This is a genomic window from Streptomyces parvus, assembly GCF_032121415.1.
GTDB lineage: Bacteria > Actinomycetota > Actinomycetes > Streptomycetales > Streptomycetaceae > Streptomyces > Streptomyces globisporus_A.
On record NZ_CP135079.1, the window covers coordinates 681,830 to 702,726 of the forward strand.

The 20,897-nt window shown below is 70.7% G+C and carries 14 protein-coding genes and 5 pseudogenes; 12 read left to right on the forward strand and 7 right to left on the reverse strand.

Annotated elements, in window-relative coordinates:
• Positions 1 to 707 precede the first annotated feature (707 nt).
• Positions 708 to 2,450, reverse strand: coding sequence for an endo-1,4-beta-xylanase (locus tag RNL97_RS04120; protein ID WP_030588282.1), 1,743 nt, complete (start codon positions 2,448 to 2,450; stop codon positions 708 to 710).
• Positions 2,451 to 2,663: 213 nt separating this feature from the next.
• Here RNL97_RS04120 and RNL97_RS04125 point away from each other — a divergent pair.
• A pseudogene (locus tag RNL97_RS04125) lies at positions 2,664 to 2,816 on the forward strand (IS5/IS1182 family transposase); the annotation flags it as partial.
• A gap of 6 nt (positions 2,817 to 2,822) precedes the next feature.
• A pseudogene (locus RNL97_RS04130) lies at positions 2,823 to 2,918 on the forward strand (IS5/IS1182 family transposase); the annotation flags it as partial.
• Positions 2,919 to 3,132: 214 nt separating this feature from the next.
• On the opposite strand, the gene RNL97_RS04135 reads toward RNL97_RS04130, so the two are convergent.
• Both RNL97_RS04135 and RNL97_RS04140 read right to left on the reverse strand, forming a co-directional pair.
• Positions 3,133 to 4,314 (reverse strand): serine hydrolase domain-containing protein, encoded by a 1,182-nt coding sequence (locus RNL97_RS04135; RefSeq protein ID WP_030588279.1) that lies wholly within the window; start codon positions 4,312 to 4,314, stop codon positions 3,133 to 3,135.
• Positions 4,315 to 4,354: 40 nt separating this feature from the next.
• The gene (locus RNL97_RS04140) at positions 4,355 to 4,528 is read right to left on the reverse strand and encodes a hypothetical protein (RefSeq protein ID WP_199814235.1); all 174 of its coding nucleotides are present in this window, start codon (positions 4,526 to 4,528) and stop codon (positions 4,355 to 4,357) included.
• Positions 4,529 to 4,681: 153 nt separating this feature from the next.
• Between RNL97_RS04140 and RNL97_RS04145 the strand changes: the two genes are divergently transcribed.
• Entirely contained in the window at positions 4,682 to 5,863 is a 1,182-nt protein-coding gene (locus RNL97_RS04145; protein WP_313750389.1) for a sensor histidine kinase, read from the forward strand.
• A complete protein-coding gene (locus RNL97_RS04150) occupies positions 5,851 to 6,495 on the forward strand; it encodes a LuxR C-terminal-related transcriptional regulator (protein WP_030588273.1) in 645 nt (214 codons plus the stop codon). The genes RNL97_RS04145 and RNL97_RS04150 overlap by 13 nt, the downstream gene beginning before the upstream one ends.
• A gap of 33 nt (positions 6,496 to 6,528) precedes the next feature.
• On the opposite strand, the gene RNL97_RS04155 is transcribed toward RNL97_RS04150, so the two are convergent.
• Both RNL97_RS04155 and RNL97_RS04160 read right to left on the reverse strand, forming a co-directional pair.
• The gene (locus RNL97_RS04155; RefSeq protein ID WP_030588270.1) at positions 6,529 to 9,129 is read right to left on the reverse strand and encodes an ABC transporter permease; all 2,601 of its coding nucleotides are present in this window, start codon (positions 9,127 to 9,129) and stop codon (positions 6,529 to 6,531) included.
• Complete coding sequence (locus tag RNL97_RS04160; protein ID WP_050500132.1) at positions 9,126 to 10,016, reverse strand: ABC transporter ATP-binding protein; 891 nt, start codon at positions 10,014 to 10,016, stop codon at positions 9,126 to 9,128. Before RNL97_RS04160 ends, RNL97_RS04155 begins: the two co-directional genes overlap by 4 nt.
• A 377-nt stretch (positions 10,017 to 10,393) precedes the next feature.
• On the opposite strand from RNL97_RS04160, the pseudogene RNL97_RS33045 reads away from it, so the two are divergent.
• From RNL97_RS33045 to RNL97_RS04200, 8 genes and pseudogenes are all read left to right on the forward strand, one after another.
• Positions 10,394 to 10,639: pseudogene (locus RNL97_RS33045) on the forward strand (GAF domain-containing protein); the annotation flags it as partial.
• Positions 10,640 to 10,955: 316 nt separating this feature from the next.
• Positions 10,956 to 11,090, forward strand: a complete 135-nt coding sequence (locus RNL97_RS33050; RefSeq protein WP_308381912.1) for a hypothetical protein — start codon at positions 10,956 to 10,958, stop codon at positions 11,088 to 11,090.
• Positions 11,090 to 11,427 (forward strand): annotated as a pseudogene (locus RNL97_RS33055) (PP2C family protein-serine/threonine phosphatase); the annotation flags it as partial. The gene RNL97_RS33050 and the pseudogene RNL97_RS33055, both read left to right, overlap by 1 nt.
• Before the next feature lie 91 nt (positions 11,428 to 11,518).
• Positions 11,519 to 11,650 carry a hypothetical protein gene (locus tag RNL97_RS04170; protein WP_313750390.1) on the forward strand — a complete coding sequence of 44 codons (132 nt, stop codon included), beginning with the start codon at positions 11,519 to 11,521 and terminating at the stop codon, positions 11,648 to 11,650.
• Between the two features lie 967 nt (positions 11,651 to 12,617).
• Entirely contained in the window at positions 12,618 to 13,736 is a 1,119-nt protein-coding gene (locus RNL97_RS04180; protein WP_030588262.1) for a YncE family protein, read from the forward strand.
• Positions 13,737 to 14,126: 390 nt separating this feature from the next.
• On the forward strand, positions 14,127 to 15,044 hold the full coding sequence (locus RNL97_RS04185) for a cupin domain-containing protein (protein ID WP_030588259.1): 918 nt from the start codon (positions 14,127 to 14,129) through the stop codon (positions 15,042 to 15,044).
• A 2,204-nt stretch (positions 15,045 to 17,248) separates the two neighbouring features.
• A complete protein-coding gene (gene uppS / locus RNL97_RS04195; RefSeq protein WP_267882071.1) occupies positions 17,249 to 17,959 on the forward strand; it encodes a polyprenyl diphosphate synthase in 711 nt (236 codons plus the stop codon).
• Positions 17,956 to 19,419 carry an oxygenase MpaB family protein gene (locus RNL97_RS04200; protein ID WP_313750391.1) on the forward strand — a complete coding sequence of 488 codons (1,464 nt, stop codon included), beginning with the start codon at positions 17,956 to 17,958 and terminating at the stop codon, positions 19,417 to 19,419. Before uppS ends, RNL97_RS04200 begins: the two co-directional genes overlap by 4 nt.
• A gap of 431 nt (positions 19,420 to 19,850) precedes the next feature.
• Here the strand turns inward: RNL97_RS04200 and RNL97_RS04205 are convergent.
• Positions 19,851 to 19,993: pseudogene (locus RNL97_RS04205) on the reverse strand (Scr1 family TA system antitoxin-like transcriptional regulator); the annotation flags it as partial.
• 561 nt (positions 19,994 to 20,554) lie between these two features.
• The gene (locus tag RNL97_RS04210) at positions 20,555 to 20,830 is read right to left on the reverse strand and encodes a hypothetical protein (RefSeq protein ID WP_234313466.1); all 276 of its coding nucleotides are present in this window, start codon (positions 20,828 to 20,830) and stop codon (positions 20,555 to 20,557) included.
• Positions 20,831 to 20,897: the final 67 nt, after the last annotated feature.

The following is a 20,897-nucleotide window of genomic DNA, read 5'->3' on the forward strand; positions in this document are numbered from 1 at the left end:
GAGGGGGCAGATCCACGGTGCGGATCTTCTTCCCCTTCGGCGAGGTGAAGTACAGCCTTCCGTATATCGCCCGCACTTGGCGCCGAACGTGAAGCATGCCGCGTTCACGGTCGATGTCCTTTGGACTCAGTCCGAACACCTCGCCCTGGCGGAGTCCGCGGCCCGGACCGACTACGACGGCGATCCTGTTCCGCTCGTTGACGGCATCGCGGACCCGCAGTGCCGTAGCCATCGGCCACGCGCCGCGCCGCTCCCGTGGCGACTTGGGCCACCGCGCAGATTTTGCGTGCACGGGGTTGCGCGCGAGGCGCTTGTCGCCGACGGCCGCTTCCAGGATGGAGGAAAGCTCGGACAGGATGCCGCGCTGGTAGTCGACCGACGAGACTGTCGACTCCAAGTTGGCTACGAACGCACGGAGATCGGCGATACTCCTGAGAGGAAGCCGGCCCCGGTACGGGATGATATGGAGACGCGTTCCACGCTCCTGCCTGTCCTGGGTTTTCGGAGCACCTCCTCGACCTGGCGTCCAGTGCGACAGCCGGTCCCACAAGGCGTTCTCCACACCTGCGTTGAATCCCACGTGCCGCCCTCTCGAGCGAGCGTGACCTACTCAGCTTCGCCGCCTTGTCAAACGCCCCTGGCGGAACAACAAGCTCTTTGACTCTCCCTGTCATCGACACCAAACCGAGAGATCGCACCTTGATTCCTCACGCCTCGTCAAAGGCCTCGATCAGGCGCTCGTACGCCAGCTTCGGCCGCAGGGCCGCGTCCCACGGCAGGGAATCGGCCGTGCGCGGAGGATAGATCTTGGTGTCGGCGGTGGAACCGTACCGGTCGGTGAATCCCCAGGTGGAGAACGATGTGCAGGTCGGCTCCTCCAGGCAGACCCGCAGCTTGCCCGCCATCTCATCAGCCTGGGTCTGCCGCCCGTCCTCCTCGTCCTCACCTATGGGGACGTCCATCTCCGACACCCGCGCCTGAACCCCGAGCTCCGCCAGATCCCGCACATGGCTGCGGAAGGTCTCCGGGTCGATGCGGTCGCCGGGTGCGTACTCATGGTTCTGGAAACCCACGCCGTCGATCGGCACGCCGCGTTCCTTGAGCCGCTTGATCAGATCGTAAAGGGCGTCCCACCGCTCGCCTTCCTCCTCGACCCCGTACTCGTTGAGGAACAGCCGTGCCTTCGGATCGGCCCGGTGGGCGGCCCTGAACGCCTCGTCGATGTACTCCTCCCCCATGGCCTCGAACCACGGGCTCTGCTCGGAGCGCAGACCGAGATCCCCGTTGGTGTAGCTCTTCTCGTCGTCGGACATGGGCTCGTTGACCACATCCCATTCCGCGACTTTTCCCTTGAAGTGCCCGGCGACCATGGCGATGTGCCGGAGCATGGTCCGGCGCACCTCCTCGGGGTCGTCGTCCTCCCGCATCCAGCTGGGCAGAGCCTCGTGCCAGACGAGGGTGTGCGCGTGCACCTTCATGTCGTTTGCGCGGGCGAAGCGTACGAGTAGGTCCGCGTCGCGGAAGTCGTAGACGCCCCGGCGTGGGTGGAGGAACTGTGGCTTGAACGCGTTCTCCGGAGTGAGCATGGAGAACTGGCTCCCCGCGAGCGCCCGGTAGCGTGAGTCGGTGAGCAGCGGGTTCTCGGCCAGGGCGGCGCCGACGTCGAACGGCCGCCCCACGTCTGCGGCCCGCGCACGCAGCGACTCGTCGGACTGCTCCTGGCGTAGCCGCGGGGCCTTGATCACGCGGAGCGAGTCACCGCTCTCTGCCCGCGCGATCAGCTGGGTCAGACGCCATCCCTCGCGGCGCTCGTCTTCGCCCGCGTCCGCCTCCAGACCGAACCAGACAGTGCCCTCGGCGAACACCCCCGGGTCCTGCACGGTGCCCAGCCGCCGCCCGTCGGCTTTTATGCGGAATGTGTCACCGATACTCGACACGGCGAGCGTCACCGTCCCGGAGCAACCGCAGTCGAAATCCTTGGAGGTGGCCGGCTCATCGCCCTCGCCGTCCCATATCTGTACCCTCACTTGTCCGTCGGCGGTCACGCCGACGCGGAGTGAGGGCCGCTCCTGCCGCCACTCGTCGTAGATGACCGGTACCCGTCCGTACAGCCGCAGCCATGAGTCACCTCCATCGTCACCCACACCGGACATGCGCGCGGTGACGGTGAAGTCGCCATCGGACCTAAGATGCGGGCCGGCCAGGTTCAGCGGGGGGTTGGGCTGGCCGCCGGAGGAGTCCTGCTCCACGATGTGCCGATCCGATGCGCTGACCCGCAGGATGTCGTTCCGCGCGGTGGTGCCCGGCATCTGCGTCCAGTCGTGGTTCCGCAGCAGGTCTTCGTCGTTTCCGCCGCCCGCGCCTTCGCCCGGCCCCGTACACCCGACCGCCACCGCCATGACGAGCACCGCGGCGGTCAGTCGCTGCCACGTCCCCCCACCAAGGTCCACGGTCCCTCCCACTCTCTTGTTCGAGACGGGATCAACGTCTCTAAGCCGGGCCACAGTTCATCACGGATGAGGTACGGCGGCCTTGGGGGGCACGTCCCAGCTCGTGTGGCGGAGCGGGCCCCGGATCGTTGCGGCCTGCGCGGAAGGCGCACATCAAACACGCGTGTGCCAGCGAACTTTCTGAAGCACAGCACACACGGCGGCCGACCACCCCGCTTCGACCGATGCATCTACCGCCGTCGCAACGTCGTCGAACGCTGCTTCAACCGCCTGGAACAGTGGCGCGGACTGGCCACCCGCTATGACAAAACCCGCGAGTCCTCCCAGGCGGCCGTCACCATCGCTTCAATCCTGCTCTGGATCTGACCTTTGAAGACGCCCGGCAGGAAGCGGGGACTCGCCACCGACGTGCTGGGCCTGATCATCGGTGTGGTGATCCTCGCTGCGAGCGCGCACGACAACGAGGCCCCCGCAACCAGATCGACCCCACACCGCCCGGCAGCGGCAACGAGATTGCCCCCCTGTCCCAGGGCTCGTCACACCTTCGCTGGTGGTGGGGCCGGGACCGTACGGTCCCGGCCCCACCACCAGCTGATCCGGCTATCGGGACCAAGGCGGGTCTTCCGCCGGGAGCGTCCGGCCCTGAGCGGGAATCGGTGTGTGTGGAGGCATCCGGGGGCAGTCAGTTGCAGAAGGCGGTGTCCGTCGCGGACATGACTGCCTTCGCGCTCTTCTCCGCGTCGCTGAAGGTTCCGGGGAGAGCGGTCACCGCCAGACCGACCGAGCGGCCGTCGTCGGTGGCGCCGCCCCGGGTCTCGTAGCCGTCGATGTCGCCGCCGTGCCCCCAGTACACGCCGCCGCAGCTCAGCGGGATGCTGACGATGCCGAGACCGTAACGCCATCCGGGCATCACCGGGGCGTCGACCGTCTTGCGCATCTCGGCCAGTTGCCCGGGCGGGAGGAGCGTTCCGTCGAGGAGCCGGCGGGTGAACTTCGCCAGGTCGCTCGGCGTGGAGATCATCTGGCCGGCGGCTCCGCCCCAGGAGGGGTCCATCCGGGTGGCGTCGACGACCTCACCGTTCTCCAGGCTGCTGAGCGCGTAGCCGCGGGCATGGGGCCGGGGGACGGTCTGGTCACCGGCGTGTGGCCAGGAGGTGTGGCGCAGCCCCGCCTTCCGGATCACGCGCTCGGTGATCTGCTCCTGGACCGGCCGTCCGGTGACTTTCTCGATCAGCATGCCCGCCAGCAGGTAGTTGGTGTTGCTGTACTTCCACTTGGCGCCCGGTTCGAATTCCGCCGGGTGGGCCAGTGCCGCGGCGAGCAGATCATGCGGGTGGAAGAACGTGTGCTGGATCTTCCCGAAGTCCTCCAGGCCGATGTGCTCGGTGTAGTTGGGAAGGCCGCTGGTGTGCTGCAGCAACTGCCGCACGGTGATCTTCCCCCCGTCGATGCCCTCGCCCCGCACCACTCCCGGCAGGTACGTCTCGACGGGCTCGTCCAGCGCGACCTTGCCCTCGGCCACGAGTTGCAGAACCACGACCGCGGTGAACGTCTTGGTGTTGCTGCCTGCCCGTACGTATCCGTCGTGCGGGACCGGAACCTGCTTGCCGAGCCGCGCGGACCCGGCGACGAGCGAGGAGGTGCGGCCGTCCTTGCGGACCCACGCGAAGGCGGCCGGGAACTTGTCCTCGCTCACCAAGGCGTCGAGGCTCTTCTGAAGGGCCCGGTCCTTGCCGCCCCGACCGGGCGTGTCCTGGGGAGGATGTGCCACGGCGGCCACGGTGGTGGCAGAGCCCACCAGGCCCGCCGCCGCTATGACCAACAGTCCCTTGCGCAGCTTCGAGGCGGTCTTCGTGCGTATCATCCCAAACTCCCTGAGATTCGGTTGTGACGGGCCAGGTGACTCAGAAGCTCTGCGGGTTCTTCTCGCGCAGCAGCCACAGCGTGAACGCCGACCCCAGGAAGATCAGGCCGGAGGCGAGGCTGAGTGCCATCTGCGTCGTGCCGGACCACAGGAAGCTCGTCGTCGCGTTGAAGAGGAGCGAGCAGACGAGCACGAACCAGAGCAGGGCCTTCATGGGGAACTCCCGGGGCGAGTGTGTGACGCGGTGCGTCCTGATGCCTCCATCCTGGTCCCCGCACCCTGCGCCGTGGCAGGGCGCCCACTCGTCGGCGCATGGTGTAGCAGGCTCCACCTCGCAGAGGCGTGCCGGTCGCCTAGGCTGGTCGCCATGGAACGGGCGGTGGGCAGGGCATGGCGGGCGACCCGGCACCTCGTCGTCGGCTTCGGGCTCGGCTGCGCCTGTCTTTTCCTGGTCGCCCTGTTCCTCATCGGGCTTGCGGCGGCCGCCCTCGTCGTGGGTGCGGGGATGCTGCCCGAGACCGTACTGACCGTCCGACGGTTCGCGGGCTTCGAGAGGCGGCGGGTGGGTGCCTGGACCGGCGTCGAGGTTCCCGAGGCGTACGCCCCCTTGACCGGGACCGTCGTCGAGCGGCTGCGCGGAGCGGCCGACGACCCCGGCACCTTGCGCGATCTGCGCTGGGTCGGGGCCCAGATGGTGTACGGGATCCTTCTGTTCTGCGTCGCTGTGGTCCTCTGGGTGCCCGCGATCGTGGTCGACGGACTGTGGTGCGGGACGCTCGGCCGCACCCCGGTCGTCCTGCCCCTGCTCACCCGTACCGCCGATCTCGAATCCGCCTGGTCCAGGGCCCTCCTGACGCCTTCGCCGCAGGCCCGCCTCGCCCGCCGGGTCGAGCAGCTCACCGAGACCCGGGCCGGCGCGGTCGCCGCGCACGGCGCCGAGCTGCGGCGCATCGAACGCGATCTGCACGACGGCACCCAGGCCCGCCTGGTCTCCCTGTCGATGCGCATCGGGCTCGCCAAACGGGCCTACGACACGGATCCCGCGACCGGCCGTGCCCTGCTCGACGAGGCGCAGACGCAAGCAGAGGAGGCGCTCACCGAACTGCGGCACGTGGTGCGCGGCATCCACCCGCCCGTCCTCACCGACCGGGGCCTGGAGGGCGCGGTGCGTGCGCTCGCCGCGAGCAGCGGTCTGGACGTCGAGGTGAGCGTCGACGGCACGCACGACGGGACGCGGGCGCCTGCCGCCGTGGAGGCAGCCGCCTACTTCGCGGTGGCCGAGGCGCTCACCAACGCGGCCAAGCACAGCGGCGCCGAGCGGGCGTCGGTGAAGTTGACCCGGACCCCCCGCCTGGTGCGCGTGCGGGTCCACGACGAGGGCCGCGGCGGTGCCGAGGACGTCCTGACCGGCACCGACCCCGAACAGCCGCGCGGCACCGGCCTGATCGGCATCCGCCGCCGGGTCGCCGCCCTGGACGGAACCGTCCGGGTGACCAGCCCCGCCGGGGGCCCGACCGACATCGAAGTGGAGCTGCCGTGCGCGTGGTGATCGCCGAGGACAACGCCCTCCTGCGGGAGGGCTTGGTCCTGCTGCTGCGCTCATCGGGCCATGAGGTCGCGGGCGTCGCCGCGACCGGGCCCGAGATCCTCCCCCTGCTTCTCGACCAGCGGCCGGACGCCGCCGTGCTCGACGTACGGATGCCGCCGGACTTCCGTGACGAGGGACTGCGTGCCGCTCTTGCCGCCCGGGAGGAGTTGCCCGGTCTTCCGGTGCTCGTCCTCTCCCAGTACGTCGAGGAGACCTACGCGGCCGAACTCCTCGGCGGTGGGGCGCGGGGAGTCGGCTATCTGCTCAAGGACCGGGTGGGCCGGGTGGACGAGTTCCTCGACGCGCTCGACCGGGTCGCCGACGGGGGCACGGCGCTCGACCCCGAGGTCGTCACCGAGCTGATGTCCCGGCGGCGCCGCGACGATCCTCTGGCCGCCCTCACCCCTCGTGAGCGCGAAGTGCTGCACCTGATGGCCGAGGGCCATGACAACACGACGATTGCCAAGTCCTTGGTGGTGACCGAGCGTTCGGTGCACAAGCACATCGGCAACGTCTTCACCAAGCTCGGTCTGCCGCCCAGCGACAGCGGGCACCGCAGAGTGCGAGCCGTGCTCGCCTATCTCAACGCCTGAGCGGGGCCCCGCTCCCGGGGCCCCGCTGTGCGGTCACCGCAGTGCCTTGCGCGCCGGGAGCAGTGTCCCCGCGGCCGCCGTCACCGCGACCACGGCGACGATCAAAAGACCCTGGAGCGGCGGCAGGTAGGGCGTGGTGCGCGCCGTCGCGAAGCTGAAGGCGGCCAGCGGGATCGCCGCCACCCCCGCCCCGACGACCAGTCCGGACACGGCGACCAGGGCAACCTCGGCGTAGAGCATCCCGCGCAGCTGGGACCGGCCCGCCCCGACCAGACGCAGGAGTCGCAGGGCCGGGCGGCGTCCGACGCCGATCAGGGTCAGGGTACTGAGTACGGCGACCACGGTGAACGCCCCGATCGAGACCACGGCGACGCCCGCCAGGATCTCCCCGGCGCGCTGCTCCTCGGCCACGAGGCGTACCGGCGCGGGGTTCCGGCGCAGCGTCACACCCGCGCTGCTACCGGTGGCTTGAGCACCCGGGCCCGCGAGCGCGGTGGCGAGCCGCTCTCCCAGCCGGGCGCGCAGGGCGGCCGGATCGGTTCCGGCGGTGGCCGCGATCAGTACCTCCGTGCTGCGCGGAACGGTCAGATGTGCCGCCAGCTCCGCGCGTGAGAGGAGGAACTCCCCCAGGGCCAGGGAGCGCTCGTGCACGGCGGCCACGCGCAGGGAGCGCTCCGCGCCGTCGTCGAAGCGGAGCCGGACGCGGTCACCGGGGCGCAGGTCCATCGAACGAGCCCGGTCCCGGCCGACCGACACCGTGCCCGGGCCGAGATCCGCGAACGAGCCCTCGACGAGCTCCGGGTCCAGGGTGCGCGGCAGGTCGTCCGGGGTGACCCCGAGGACCGGCAGGCGTTCGAGGACCGGCGAGCCCGCTTCGCGTCCGGCCAGGACCACGGTTCCGCGCAGGACATCGTTGACGGCGGCGACCCCGGGGGCGTCCCGGAGCCCGTCGAGGGCGCCGGGCGGCAGGCCGTCGCCGGTGGCCGTGACGGACAGATCCGCCCGCATCGCCGCCGCCGCCTGCTCGTCGCCGGCCCGCGACAGGGTCGCGCCCGCCGCGAGCTGTACCAGGACGAAGGCGGTGACCAGGACGACCGGGGTGATCGCCGCCCCGAGCCTGCGGGCGCCGGTCGCGGACTCGGCGGCCGCGAGCCGCCCCGCGGGGCCGCCGAAGCGCCGCAGCGGTCCGGCCGCCACCCGACTCGCGCCGCGGGCGATCCACGGGCCGAGCACCGCGCACCCGACGACCATCGTGAGCGCCGCCGCACTCGCCGAGGCGGCCGCCACCGCACCGCTCTGCAGGGTCGCCGTGCCGGCCGCGCTGATGCCGAGGGCGAGCAGGACGAGGCCGGTGATCCGTCGGGCCGGGCGCTCCTTCACCGGTTCGGCGGCCGTCGCCCCGAGGGCCGCCGCGGGCCGGGCCCGGGCGATGGGCTCACAGCCGAGGAACGCGGTCAGGCGGGCGATGCACACGGTCAGCCCCGCCGTCACCAGGAGACCGGCGAACAGCCAGGCGGGCGTGGCCGGTTCGAACCCCGACGGCAACGCGCCGCCGGACCGCAGCAGGCCGAGCAGGCCGAAGCACGCCGGCACCGAGGCGACCGCCCCGAGCAGCGCCGGACCCACCGAGACCCGCAGGACCTCCCGGCCGACGGCGGCGCGCAATTGCCGTGGCGCGGCGCCGACGGCCCGGAGCAGCGCCAGTTCGCCTGCTCGCTGGCGCAGGGCCTGCGCCACCAGGGAGGCGATCACCAGAACGGCGATGAGGAGTACGGTCCCCGCGACGGCTCCGCCCATCGCGAGCAGCGCCGACCGCGCCGGTGCCGCCGCCAGCTGCTCGGCCACACCCCGGTCATCCCCGGTGTACACCTGCGGGGCGGTGACATCGTCGGCTGCCCGCGCCTCGGCCCGGGCGTCCTGGACCCCGGCCCGGTCGAGGGCGGTCCTGACCCGCGCCCGCAACTCGGCGGTCTCCACGCCCGGTTCGGCCAGCAGTCCGATGGCGTCCACGGTGCCGGGATGTCCCGCGAGCCGCCGCGCCTCGCCCGCCGTGAAGTGCACCGCGTCCCGGCCGTCCGCGACGCCGACCACCGTGAACGTGCGGGCCGCCCCTCCCGTACGCAGGCGCACACGGTCTCCCGGCGAGGCTCCGTGCCCGGCGGAGACGACCACCTCGCCCGCCGCACCGGGCGCGCGCCCCGTCCGCAGGGCGTACGGCGCGAGCAGGGCTGCCTCCCACGCACCGCCCTGCAGGACAAGGCCACCGGTACTTTCCACCGTCACCGGGAACGTGCTGTCGGGCACGGCCGCCCGCACTCCGTCCACCTTTCGCAACAGCCCGACGGTGTGCCACGGCACCCCGATCCGCTCGGTGAGAGCTACCTCGGCGGTCTCCGAACCGCCGCCCCAGAGCTTGGCCCGGTAGCGGGTCGCCTGGTCGGCGGCCACCACGGCGTCGGCTGCCGCGTACCGCTCCACGCGCGCGTGGCCGAGCGCCGTGGCACCAATGGTCAGCGCGAAGGCGCCGAGGAGCAGCGAGACGAGGGCGAGCGCGACGACGACCGCCGACCACGCCTTGCGGTGCGTTCCCCGGGCCCGCGCGGCCAGCAGGGCGGCCGCAGGAGCGGCTCTCATCGCGGGCTCCGCTCGTATCGCGAGGCGGCACCAGAGCCGCGGTGGGCCTCGGCGCCCCGCTCGTACGGCGACGGGTCCGGCCACCCGTCCGGCACGCCATCGGACGTGAGTCCCAGCTCGTGCAGCAGGGCCCGTACGGCCTCGGCGCGTGGCGCGGCCTCATGGGCCACGATCCGGCCCGCGTGCAGGAACACCGCCTCGTCCGCCCAGGCCGCGGCGACCGGATCGTGCGTCACCAACACGACCGTGCGGCCTTCGTCGGCCGCGTGCCGCAGCAGCGCGAGGACCTCGGCCGCGGTGGCCGGGTCGAGCGCGCCGGTGGGCTCGTCGGCGAACACCACGTCCGGCTCGGTCACCAGCGCCCTGGCGACCGCCACCCGCTGCTGCTGGCCGCCGGAGAGCTGCGCCGGCCGGTCCTCGGCACGGTCGGCGAGACCGACCGCCGCGAGGGCGGCCCGCGCCCGGGCGTCCGCCCCCCGGGCCGCGAGCAGCAGCGGGAGCGCGGCGTTCTCCAGGACGCTCAGCGACGGCACCAGGTTCAGGGATTGGAAGACGAACCCCACCCTGTCCCGGCGCAACCGCGTGAGCGCCGCTTCCCCGAGTCCCGCGAGCTCTGTGCCACCGATCAGAACCGTCCCGGACGTCGGCCGGTCAAGGCCCGCCGCGCACTGCAGCAGCGTCGACTTCCCCGAACCCGAGCGGCCGAGCACAGCGACCATGCGGCCGGCCGGCACCCTCAGGCTCACCCCGTCGAGCGCGGTCACCCCGCCGGGGTACGTACGGCGCACGGTGTCCAGCACCAGTGCCGGCACCGGTCCGGCCGGGACCGTACCCGACGGGCCTTCGCCCCACTGGAGGGTCTCCGTACCTCTGCGTCGCCCGAACATCTCCACGTCCTTCCCAGATGGCTGGCGGACCGACGGAAACCTGGACCTCATCCGGCTCCCGCCCGGCCTGCACAGCCGGATCGTCCTCATGGAGAAACGCTAGAAAGCCGCCGCAGCGGCCACGAGAGAGCAGACTCCTGTCCGGGGGTGGAGCCAGCTCCACCCCCGCCCACCGCCCGCAGGGAAAGCTCTCGCGGCAGATCGTGAAACCGTCCGCTGGGAGCCGGGCGGCTCGGCGGCCGGGCGGCTGACGGGGATGGCCGTCGCTCCGGGGGTACCGGGACGGGAGCCGACGAGGGGAGCTTCCGGCGGGTCAGCCGTCCAGCGCCCGGAGGGCCGCGGCCACCTTCCGCGGTGCCGGCGACTGGGAAACCGGCCGGCAACGTCGAGAGCCGTCACCCGTGTCCTCGGCAGTGCCGACCGACGACGCCACCGTCATCCCTGACACGTTGCTGGATCCGGTCGCCTGCTCCAATCCGCTGGTCGCCGGCCCGATGGGGGTGCGGTTCTACGCCGCCACTCCCATCATCACCGCGGACGGGTACCGGCTGGGCACGGTCAACGTCCTCGACACCCGCCCCCGCGAGATCAGCGAGGCGGATTCGGCCACGCTCGCGGACCTGGCGGCGGTGGTGCGTGACCAGCTGGAGCTGCGGCTGTCGGCGTTGCACGTGGTGCGCGTCGAGCAGGAGCGCCGCAAGGTCGAGCAGGACAAGCGCCAGGCGGAGGAAGAGGCAAGGCGGCGTGCGGAGCGGGACAGGGCGGCCATCGCCGCGTCGCCTCCCCCCTGCAGCGCACCCTGGTGCCCCGGCACTACCCGCGGTGCCGGGGCTGGAGCCGGCCTGCCACTACAAGACCGCCTCCCCGCAGGAGGTGGGCGGCGACTTCTACGACGTCTTCCCCGTCGGCGGCGGCCGGTGGGCTTTCTTCCTGGGCAATGTGTGCGGCAAGGGCACGGAAGCAGCCTCGGTCACCTCACTGACCCGCTACACGCTGCGGGCCGCAGCCGTCGACGAGGGCTGCGGGCCGCAGCCCTCGTCGACGCCGAACCCACGGCCGCGTTGCAAGCCCTGAACACGGCACTGCTCCTGGACGCGGCCGTGGGGACGCGATTTTGCACCGCCGTCTTCGGCCTGCTCGATCCCGCCCAGGATGGCGGTTTCACGGTCACACTGGCCACCGGCGGCCATCCGCCCGCCTACCACCTCACCCCTTCCGGGGGCGGTGGTGTGCGGGTGGAGGCGGTTCGCGCCAAGGGCGGCATGCTGGTCGGCGCATTCGCCGAAGCCGCCTTCGCCTCACGCACCTGGCACCCGGCCAGCGCCTACTGCTCTACACCGACGGGCTGACCGAGGCCCGCACCGCCGATGGCCACATGCTCGCCGACACGGGCCTGACCGACTTCCTCGCCCAGCGGCCGACGCCGGTCAGCGCCGGCGCCTTGATCGACGACACCCTCGCGCTCGCTCCTGAACACCCTCCCCGACACCGAACGCGACGACGTGGCATCGCTGGCCCTGTCCGTCCCCACCGCGGACGCCGCTCCCGCCGGCATCACCACCACCGCTCACAGCGCCGCCGCCCCGACCGCACCCGCCCACGCCTCCGTCGGGCAGGAGATCCGACGCCCATGACCGACGCATTCCACATCGACGTCCCGCACACCGACGGCGCCCTGGCCGTGATCGCCCTGGCCGGTGAATTCGACATCGCTGCCGCACCCGCCGTACGGGCCCGCGCCTTGGACCTCATCGCGAACGGCCACCCCGCCTGGTCGCCGACCTCTCGGGCGTCACCTTCTGCGACTCCTCCGGCCTGGGCGCCCTCGTCGGCATCTGGCGCTACGCCATGGACGCCGACGCCTCCCTCACCCTGGCGGCCATCCGGCGCGGCCTCGGCGCTGGGATACCTGCCGTCCGCCAGGGCAACCGCACCACCGCCTGAAACCTCTCCCTCGCCGGGGCGGCACCCAACAGCTGGCCAGCAGTGCACGGCCCGGCCCTTTCCTCCCGCAGCACACCGGGCAGGGCCAAGCGCGCCGCGACCAACGAACTGGTCGCGGCGCGCACTTCATCCGATCCACCAGGCGCTACACGGCGAGCGGCGTCGTGCAGCCCACGGGATGCTGTCTTTCCCCCCGGGTCGGTGTGACCCTCTTCGGTGCCTACGACCATGGAAGCGGTCCGTACCGCGCCCACAGAGGCGAGGCAGCTCCAGGACGCGTTCCCCGAGGCGGCCGACGGCTCCCGCACCGCGCGACCCGTTACACCGAACAGGACGATGCCGACGCCTGCGCCTGGTGCGCCAGGACGACCACCAGGCACACCGGCCGCAGGAGTCCGGGCCGCACCGCGTCCGGTAGGCCGGCCACTGAGTGGACCCGTTGGCGCGGACCCGATGCCGTGCTGCGCACCAACGATGTCCGGCGTCCACTTCACCGAGTGGAGCCCACCGAGTGGAGTGGGCGATCTTATGAATGGTGCTCCTGCTGTTGACCGTTGTGGCTTATTGTATTCGAACGAATACTTAGTGTGCTTACTGGTGTGGATCAGGGGCAGTTTTCGAAGCGTTCCGAAGTCGCATGGAAGGACGCTTGGTTTCATGGCTCACCGCAAGGTGTATCTCGCCGTGGGCAGGACCCACACCCGGATCTACCGCTTCGACCCCATCGATGGTGACACCCGTGCCGTCGAGAACGTGCGGCCCTACGAGGCGGGCTACACCGCTATGGGGGCGCAGTACCGCGGCGACGACAAAGAGCCCTTGTTGCTGGCGGTGAGCCGCAACAAGCTCATCACCATCGACGTGGCGGCCGGCACCCTCAAGGAGCAGGTCATCGACGGGCTGTCCGACGGGCCCTGGTTCGACGGCGACATGGACCCCGACGGCAAGACCCTCTTCGCCGTCAGCAATCCCGGCACACCCAGCTATGCCATCGATGTGGCAGCCGGGAAGGCCACACCCCGCAACGCACCGGGAGGCGGCCGGTGGGACGACTTCGCCTACCACCCCAAGGACGGGCGGCTGTACTCGGTGGAGGGCGACAACGGCGACCTGCTGCTCGTCGACCCGGCCCGGCAGCCCATGAAGACCGTCCTCAAGCAGGGTGTCTTCCCGCCCGCGCAAGCCAGCAGCGCGGCAGGCTCCCGCAAGGCGTACTCGGCCACCTTCTTCGACCAGGACGGCAACTTCTACGCCGTCGACTCCGCCGGCAACGTCAACCGCCTCGACCTGACCACGGCGACGATCCCCGACCACTCGCAGCGCATTGGACGGGGCAGGGTGCCCGTCGGCAACCTGGAGATCATGAACGGCGCCGGGCGCATCACCCCTCTGCCCGTTGCGCCCAGTTACGACGAGATCACCGTGACGAAGAAGTTCAACCGGACATGGGAGAACAGCGAGCCCCGGGGCCGGGTCTACAGCTTCGACCTCACGCTCACCGCCATCGGCAAGGAAAGCGGCACGGCGGAGGACGTCAGGAAGTTCCGCATCTCCTTCGACCTGCCGACGGTCAAGAGCGCGAAAGCCGAAGCCTCCGGCGTGGAGGTCATCGCCCAGGACGGCAAGGCATACCTGAGCTCGTTGGGCGACCAGTTCCTCGCCGCGGGCACGTCCCGGCCGATCACCGTGCTGATCACCGTGCCGGGCGACCCGGCTCGCCTGCCCCAGGAGTACCCCCTCGACGGCCTCAGGGCCACCCGCCTGCCCAGTCACTGACACGCCACCAGAGACACCGCCCTGCAAGGCGCGCACCCACTGCGCAGGGCTGCGCCTCACTCGCGCGCGGCCGCCCCCTTGCAGTGGCGGGCGGTCACCGAAGCGGCGTCAACACCACCGGATCCGTAAGCGCGGACGGGTCACCGGATCACCCACGGGCTGCTGAGCGCGTCGCCTCGCAGCCGGCGCGAGCTGCCCCGCCAGGTGCCGAGCCGCCATCTGTGCCCGCACCTGTGTCGCACCGCCCGGACGGAGTGCGCCGCCCCAGTGCACCCACGCCGGTACGTCAAACCCGAACACCCGCCTATCCGGTCCAGCCCCAGCTCAACGCGACGTGTATGTGTGCCGCGCCGAGCCGCGGCACACATACACACAAAGGAGTCCCCACTGATGAGCCTGACCGCCGCCCAGACGCCCGCCGGACAACCGGAATACGGCGATGCACAGTACCCCTTCCACATCACCAAAGAAGAAGAACGGCAGCTGCGCCTCAGGGGTGCCGAGGCAGCCCCGTCCCTCGTGATCGGGCAGGCCACGTCCTTCGACGAGTACGCCCGCCAGCTCATGATCCCCCCGGCCGTCATGGACCTCGCACGCAAGGCCGAGGACCTGCGCCTGTCGGCGTGGGAGATCGAGGCGATGCGCAAACACCTCGCCCCCGCCACCGCACCCGGCGAGAAGGTGGGACTGCTGCGCCAGATCCTGGTGGAGAAGTACAACCACGACAAGACCCACCCGCCGTACATCCGCGTCGCCTGCACCGGCCGGGGCGACTACGACCACCTGGCCGCCGAACACGGCCACCTCCACCCCCACGACCACCCCAAGGGCGACATCGGCTCGCCCGTCGTCCTGGAGATCTGGCCCGCCCAGCACTACTCGCCCATCCACTCCCACGGCCACACCACCGGCATCGTCTTCTGCCTCGCCGGCCAGCTCGACGTCATGGTCTACGAGCACCTCGACTGGGACGCCCGCAAACTCGGCCTGCTGACCCTCACCCCCGGCCAGTGCGCCTGGTTGTCCAGGGACAACTACGCCGTGCACCAGGTGTACTGCCCGATGGACGGCGGCGGCGGCACCACCGGCCCCGGCTACATGAACGCCTCCGCCGACTTCGGCGCCAGTTTCCACGTCTACCTCAACCCGGAGCAGACCGGCGTCGAGGACAAGGACGGTGACAGCTACAGCCGTGACTCCTTCAACTACATCGACGAGGAGTCCAAGAAGCAGCGCCCCTTCGCCACCGAGTCCGACCTCTCCTGGGCCATCCTGCGCCGGGTCCTGGCCAGCACCCCACTGACCTGAGCCCAGCGACGACGCCACCCCCTCTGCCGCGGCTTCGCATACAGAGAGGATTCAGCGCCAACTAATGTCTGAGCGGCAGCGGCCGGGCAGCGAGGTCTTGCCCGGCCGCTGTGGCTGCTCCAGGACCGAGGCAGTGCGTGCCGCAGAGTTCTGAGCCGCCCATCGGCTCACCCGAGCATGCCGCCGCCCTGGCCGAGTACCGCGACGCGCTGACGGTACTCGGCAACCGGCCGGATGGCTTCTGGATCGCCGGACCTGACCCGCGAACGGCTGAGCACGCCTCACCGGGGCCCTCGCGTTGGACTCGCTGACCTCCGTGCCGCTGTTGAGCGACAGCGCGACCGGGCTCGTCGACCGCTTCCAATTCCCCACCTGATACGAGACGTTGGCCATCCTCAGCTCGCCTGGGTCCGCCGAGTTGATCCGCCGTATCCGGGAAGTGGAGGCCGCCGACCCCGAGGGTCGGCGTGGCCACGGGGCTGACTCACCCAACGGATCGGCCCGGGGCACGCTGGAAAGCGGGACCAGCGCGCATCCTTCAGCAGGATGGAACAGATTGCATATCCCACATCTACGGCCCGTAGCAACCTCCCAGTGATCTCTGGCATTTCGCTACAACCGTTTAGTGAGGACGTCAGTGGGACTATCTGCCAGTGATCGCCTGCGGTGAAAGATTGGACATGACTATCCCGTCTCCCGCCGACATCCTTCAGCCCAAGGCACTGCAGGTCCCTGTCGGCACAATTGAACTGCTTGAGGGGATGAGCGAGGAGCAGGCTGCGCTGACTTTTGGCCCGGGGGCGCTCGTGCAGCGTGCTGCGGAAGCCGAGTACATCCTGCACGGCCTGTACGCCCACCTTGGCGGCGTCGAGAGCCCCTCCACGGACAAGCCTCACGAAACGGTGAAGTCGCCAAGGCCAGGACCCGGCTGGCCGCACTCCCCGAGGAGCGGATCCCAGCTCACGACCGCTCCGCGCCGCTGCACGACCTGGACCTGTGCACGTCTCGCTTCGAGCAGCGCAACCGGTACCTCCACAGCTGCTGGGTGTACCACGAGGAAGTCCATGGGTGGCGGACTGTAAAAGGGACCAAAGGCTTGAGCCGTCCAGAGATCGCCCTGGTGTCCAGCGATGACGTCTGGGACCCGGCCAGCGCGTTCGCACGCCTGCGAGACAAGCTCATCACATGGGACGCCCACGTCTTCGGCACACCCGGTGATCCGGATCGGGGTGAACCTCCCGCTTCATCAAAGAGTCTGTGTGCTGGTCTCTTCAAAGCGACAGAAGGCTCTTGATCACAACCGCAGACATACAAACCACGGTCTGTCTGACGGGTGTGTGCGCGTGCAGATCAGCCGGTGCGCGAGAGGTTCACCGAAAGGCGGTCCGCCTACCAGGGTGTCCGCGTCAGCCGCCAGAAGACCGCTCCGCAGCCGCGGTGGCCTTCTGGGCGCGTACGAGGGCGACCGTCAGGTCCGTCTCAAGGACTCCGGAGACGAGAAGGGCAGGCGTAGCGGCAAATCGGACACGGGGTAGTCCTCGTGCGGGCGGGAGGGTCAGCCAGCGCCGCGTACGTCCTCGGCGAGCCTCCCGGCAATCGTCGAGCAGATACTCGCGAGCACCTCGTATGGAGCGGGGCCCGCACGCTGCTGGGTGCGGCGACATGCGTACTACGCCATTCGGCCCCATCCTGAGAAGCAGCACCATCGGCTGCACAGTCGCCGGCCGCCCCCACCAGGGAGGTCCCGTGGTCATGCTCGCTCTGCTCGTACCCGCCCTCATGCTGGCAGCCGGTGTGCACAGCATCCCAGGCCGCGGCTCCTTCCTTGATGCCGTGCGCTCCCATCGGGGGCCGGCACGAGGGATTTATGGACGTACGTGCCAGGGGTGACGGCCACCCGTTTGGCCGGTCAGAGCCGTTTCACACTGTCAGACTTTCGGGAGGCAACACGCCGGTGGGGCGTGCGCGTGGCGGGGGTGGGTGTCGGAGTGGGCGTAACCGAGCGCGGTACGGCTGGTCGTGCCGCTCCGGACGGGACAGGGCCGGTCGCGACGGACCACGGCGTCCCGCGCGCACGCCCGGCGGCGGACGAGCGACAGGGCGACGAGGGGCCCGTCGGGCAGCGGCCAGGCAACGGCCCACGCCCGGAGCGGGGCAGCGATGGGCCCCGTGAGCAACGGCGGGGCGGCGGGCCTGAGCGGGCAGTGCCGCGGCACGTGGCCTGTGTCATGGACGGCAACGGCCGCTGGGCTCAGCGGCGTTCGCTTCCGCGCACGGCGGGCCACCAGGCTGCGGAGGCCACCGTCATCGACGTCATCGAGGCGGCCCGGGGTGCCGGCGTGGAGTGGCTCAGCCTGTACGCCTTCTCCACCGAGAACTGGAACCGGCCGGGCAGCGAGGTCGACTACCTGATGCACCTCGTTCGCCGGGTTGTGCGCAAGCACGCGCCGCTGTTGCTCGCCCGGGGCATCCGCTGCCGCTTCCTGGGGGTCGCCGACTCGCGCATTCCTCGTGAACTGGACCGGGATTTCGACGACCTGGCGACGCTGACCGCCGAGAACCGGGGGATGACGCTGACCGTCGCCTTCGATCACGGTGGGCGTCGGGACATCGTCGAGGCCGCGAGGTCTCTGATCCGCAGCGGGACGCCGGCTGACGAGGTGACCGAGCGGCTTTTCGCGGATCATCTGCCGTTTCCCGACACCCCCGACGTGGACCTGGTCATCCGCACCTCCGGCGAGCAGCGCATCTCCAATTTCATGCTCTGGCAGGTCGCCTACGCCGAGTGGGTCTTCCCCGAGGTGCTCTGGCCGGACTTCCGGGCCCCTGACTTCCTCGCCTGCCTGCACACCTACCGGCGCCGCGATCGCCGTTTCGGCGGCGTGCCGCCCCGGACGAACGGAGACCCAGCATGACCACCGGAACCGCCCGAACGGCCGACGAGGCTCCCCTGTTCGGTCCGGAATCGCAGTTCAGTACCTTCTTCGACGACCCGCGCTGGGCACTGGCCATGATCCGGGCCACCGTGCTGGAGGCCGCTCACCCGCAGATCGGCGCCGCTCTCGTCGACAACTCCACTTTCGTCGCCCACCCCTGGCGTCGGCTGCGCAACACCTTCCTCAGCATGCGGCGCATGTTCGGCACCGACCCGGCCGTCCGCGAACGGGAAGCTGCCCGGCTCAACCGGCTGCACGCCCGCATGAGCGGCTCCGACTCCCGCGGCCGCGCGTACGACGCGATGGACCGCGCGACCCGGGCCTGGGTGGTCGCCACCCTCTTCGAGAGCGCCGTCACCATGTGCCGGCTGAGCGGCCAGCCGCTCGACCAGGACACGATGGCGCAGATGTACGCCGAGTACCGCGCGTTCCTCGCCGCGCTCGACGGTGATGCCGGTGAACTCCCCGAGGACGTGAACGACTTCTGGCGGTATTTCGACCGGGTCGTCGAGAACGAGCTGGAGAACACCGAGGCGGCCCGCGTCATCCTCTACCGGCTCTTCGACCACCTGCCCGCCCCCGCACTCCTCGATGGCGCGCCGACGCTGTGGGCGGCAGGCCGGGCCGTCGCCGGACCCCTTCTCGGTGCGATCACCGTCGCCTCGCTCCCCGAGCCATACCGGCGCCGGGCCGGCCTGCCGGAGATGCCCGGCGCCCCCACCGTCATGCAGGGCGCCTACCTCGCCGCCGGACTCACCCGCTTCCTGCCCGAGGGCTGGATCAACGCCGAAAGCATCATCGAAGCCCTCTCCCTCTCGCCCGACAGCGACGACCCCCGCGCCCGGACCGTTACCGCCCTGACCGCCCGCATGAAGCGGGCGTCGGCCCTGCTCCGCCTCCTCACACCGCTGAGCGGCGAGGCCGAGCCGGTCCCGACTGGTTCGGCGGGCTCAGGGGAGGGCCGACGCTCGGCGGAGGAATTCTTCCGCAAGGTGCTCGACCAGACCGGCGACGGGCACCTCGACTGGCCCGACCTCGCCGCCATGGCCCGCGAACTCTCCACCCGTCTCGACCTCGACGAACCCGAGGAGACCCGGCTCTACGACGCGTTCGCCGCCTGGTGGCGGGAGCTTCAGGCCGCCCTCGACACCGACGGCGACGGCCGCGTCAGCGCCGACGAGTACGCCGCCGCCGTCCCCTCCCTCGCCGGGCCCGCCCTTATCCGCGTCGCCGAGGTCCTTTTCGACGCCACCGACAAGGACCACAGCGGAACCATCGACGCCGACGAGTACCGGACCCTGTTCCGCACCGCCTTCCACCGCGACCTCACCACCACCGACGGCACCTACGGCAGGAGCGCCTTCGTGGGCGACTTCCTCTCCTTCATGTCCGGTCGCCGCACAAGCACCCCGTACGACCCCCTCCTCGCCGACGCCTGACGTACGTTGCGGCACTGCCACGCGGTGTCGCGGCGTCGTTCCCGACAGGGAGCCTTGCCGCTGAAGGGTGGGCACGGCTCCCCGGCTGTGGGGTCGCACCCAGACCGGTCCTGTCAGCGGACGCAGCTGCTCCTCCCCGTCTACAGACCCGAACCCCGGTCCGCGCGACAGGCGCCAGGCAAGTCGGTGACCGGCCTCCCTCATACGGATACTTCTCCCCGGCCGGCGACCCGGGCGAACCGGCGGATCCGTCGGTGGAGACATGGATATCGATGAGCACCACATCGCCCAACTCGGGCTCGTGGTCCTGGAGGTCACCGGCGCTAACACGGACACCGTCCGAGCGGTGCGGCCGCCCTCAACAGCAGTGGGCAATCCCCGGAATCACCCCGGTCTGGCGCACTCCGGGAGAGGCCGGGGTCAAGGCCCGGGTGTACGCAGACGTTCACCGCCGGCCACGCGGTGCGCTGCGCGGTGAACGGGATGATGCCCAGCGAGTAGGACGCGAGCGGCAAACGGCCAGGAGGTAGCGCAGCTGCCCGCGCAACGCTTCAGGGTCGCCGGGCCTGCGCCTCGTACGCAGCGCCGTGGGAGCCACACTCGACGACGACACCGACCCGGTGCTCCTCGCTGCCGCCGACGCAGCCCTCGCCGCCTCCGGCCTCATCGACACCGCCGGCCGGCACCGTACACGTCCCGCCACCGACCGCGCGCCCTTCTCCCCCATAGCGGGCACCTCCGCGAGGACAACACCCAAGACGGCAGGGACCCCACCGCTCCGTCCATGCCGAGACCGGAGTCGGGTAGGTCCGCCAGAGGGCGGGCGGTTCCGCAAGGGGCAGGCATCAGGCCGCCAGAGGCCCGGTGCCGGGGGCAGGGCCGCCGCCGGCACCAGGGGCCCGAGCCGTACTCCACAAGATCCGGATCTCACCCGCACATCCATACGGCACAGGCTGACCCGACCCTGATCAGCGTGTAAGACGGCTTGGCCGCACCGTATGCCCGGGGGCCATCGGTCACCTGCTATCCCTTCGCCTGATATCTCGTGAGGAGCAGCGCGCCGCGGTTGTGACGGACCTTGCGAAGGCGATGATCGCCGGGCCTGCTACTTCAAGTCACACCCGCTCACCCGGGATCAACCGAGACCAGACGAGAGCAGCAACAGCAGCACGAACAGGGCGATGGGCGAGAGCAACATCGTCGACACGTGCGCGAGCAGAGCCTTCGGCATGCGCAATACGGCGAGAGACGTCGCTCCTACCACCAGCCAGCCGACGTACAGCTGACCGGCAGACTGCCAAGCAGCGGTCTCCTCCGCCCGGGTGGTCGGTTCCGTACCGATGACCCCTATGGATGCCAGGAGCAGCACGGCACACACAAGCAGGTCACCGAGAACGGTGATCGCAGCCACGGTCCCGCCCGCAAGCTTGGCCTGGCCCCAGGGGCGTATAGCACTCATAAGATCCGGAGCCTACCCA

What these genes read in the sequence shown, in the direction of transcription:
- RNL97_RS04135 (WP_030588279.1), bottom strand. Translation starts at nt 4,314, where the DNA reads ATGATACGCACGAAGACCGCCTCGAAGCTGCGCAAGGGACTGTTGGTC.
- RNL97_RS04140 (WP_199814235.1), bottom strand. Translation starts at nt 4,528, where the DNA reads ATGAAGGCCCTGCTCTGGTTCGTGCTCGTCTGCTCGCTCCTCTTCAAC.
- RNL97_RS04145 (WP_313750389.1), top strand. Translation starts at nt 4,682, where the DNA reads ATGGAACGGGCGGTGGGCAGGGCATGGCGGGCGACCCGGCACCTCGTC.
- RNL97_RS04155 (WP_030588270.1), bottom strand. Translation starts at nt 9,129, where the DNA reads ATGAGAGCCGCTCCTGCGGCCGCCCTGCTGGCCGCGCGGGCCCGGGGA.
- RNL97_RS04160 (WP_050500132.1), bottom strand. Translation starts at nt 10,016, where the DNA reads ATGTTCGGGCGACGCAGAGGTACGGAGACCCTCCAGTGGGGCGAAGGC.
- RNL97_RS04180 (WP_030588262.1), top strand. Translation starts at nt 12,618, where the DNA reads ATGGCTCACCGCAAGGTGTATCTCGCCGTGGGCAGGACCCACACCCGG.
- RNL97_RS04185 (WP_030588259.1), top strand. Translation starts at nt 14,127, where the DNA reads ATGAGCCTGACCGCCGCCCAGACGCCCGCCGGACAACCGGAATACGGC.
- RNL97_RS04200 (WP_313750391.1), top strand. Translation starts at nt 17,956, where the DNA reads ATGACCACCGGAACCGCCCGAACGGCCGACGAGGCTCCCCTGTTCGGT.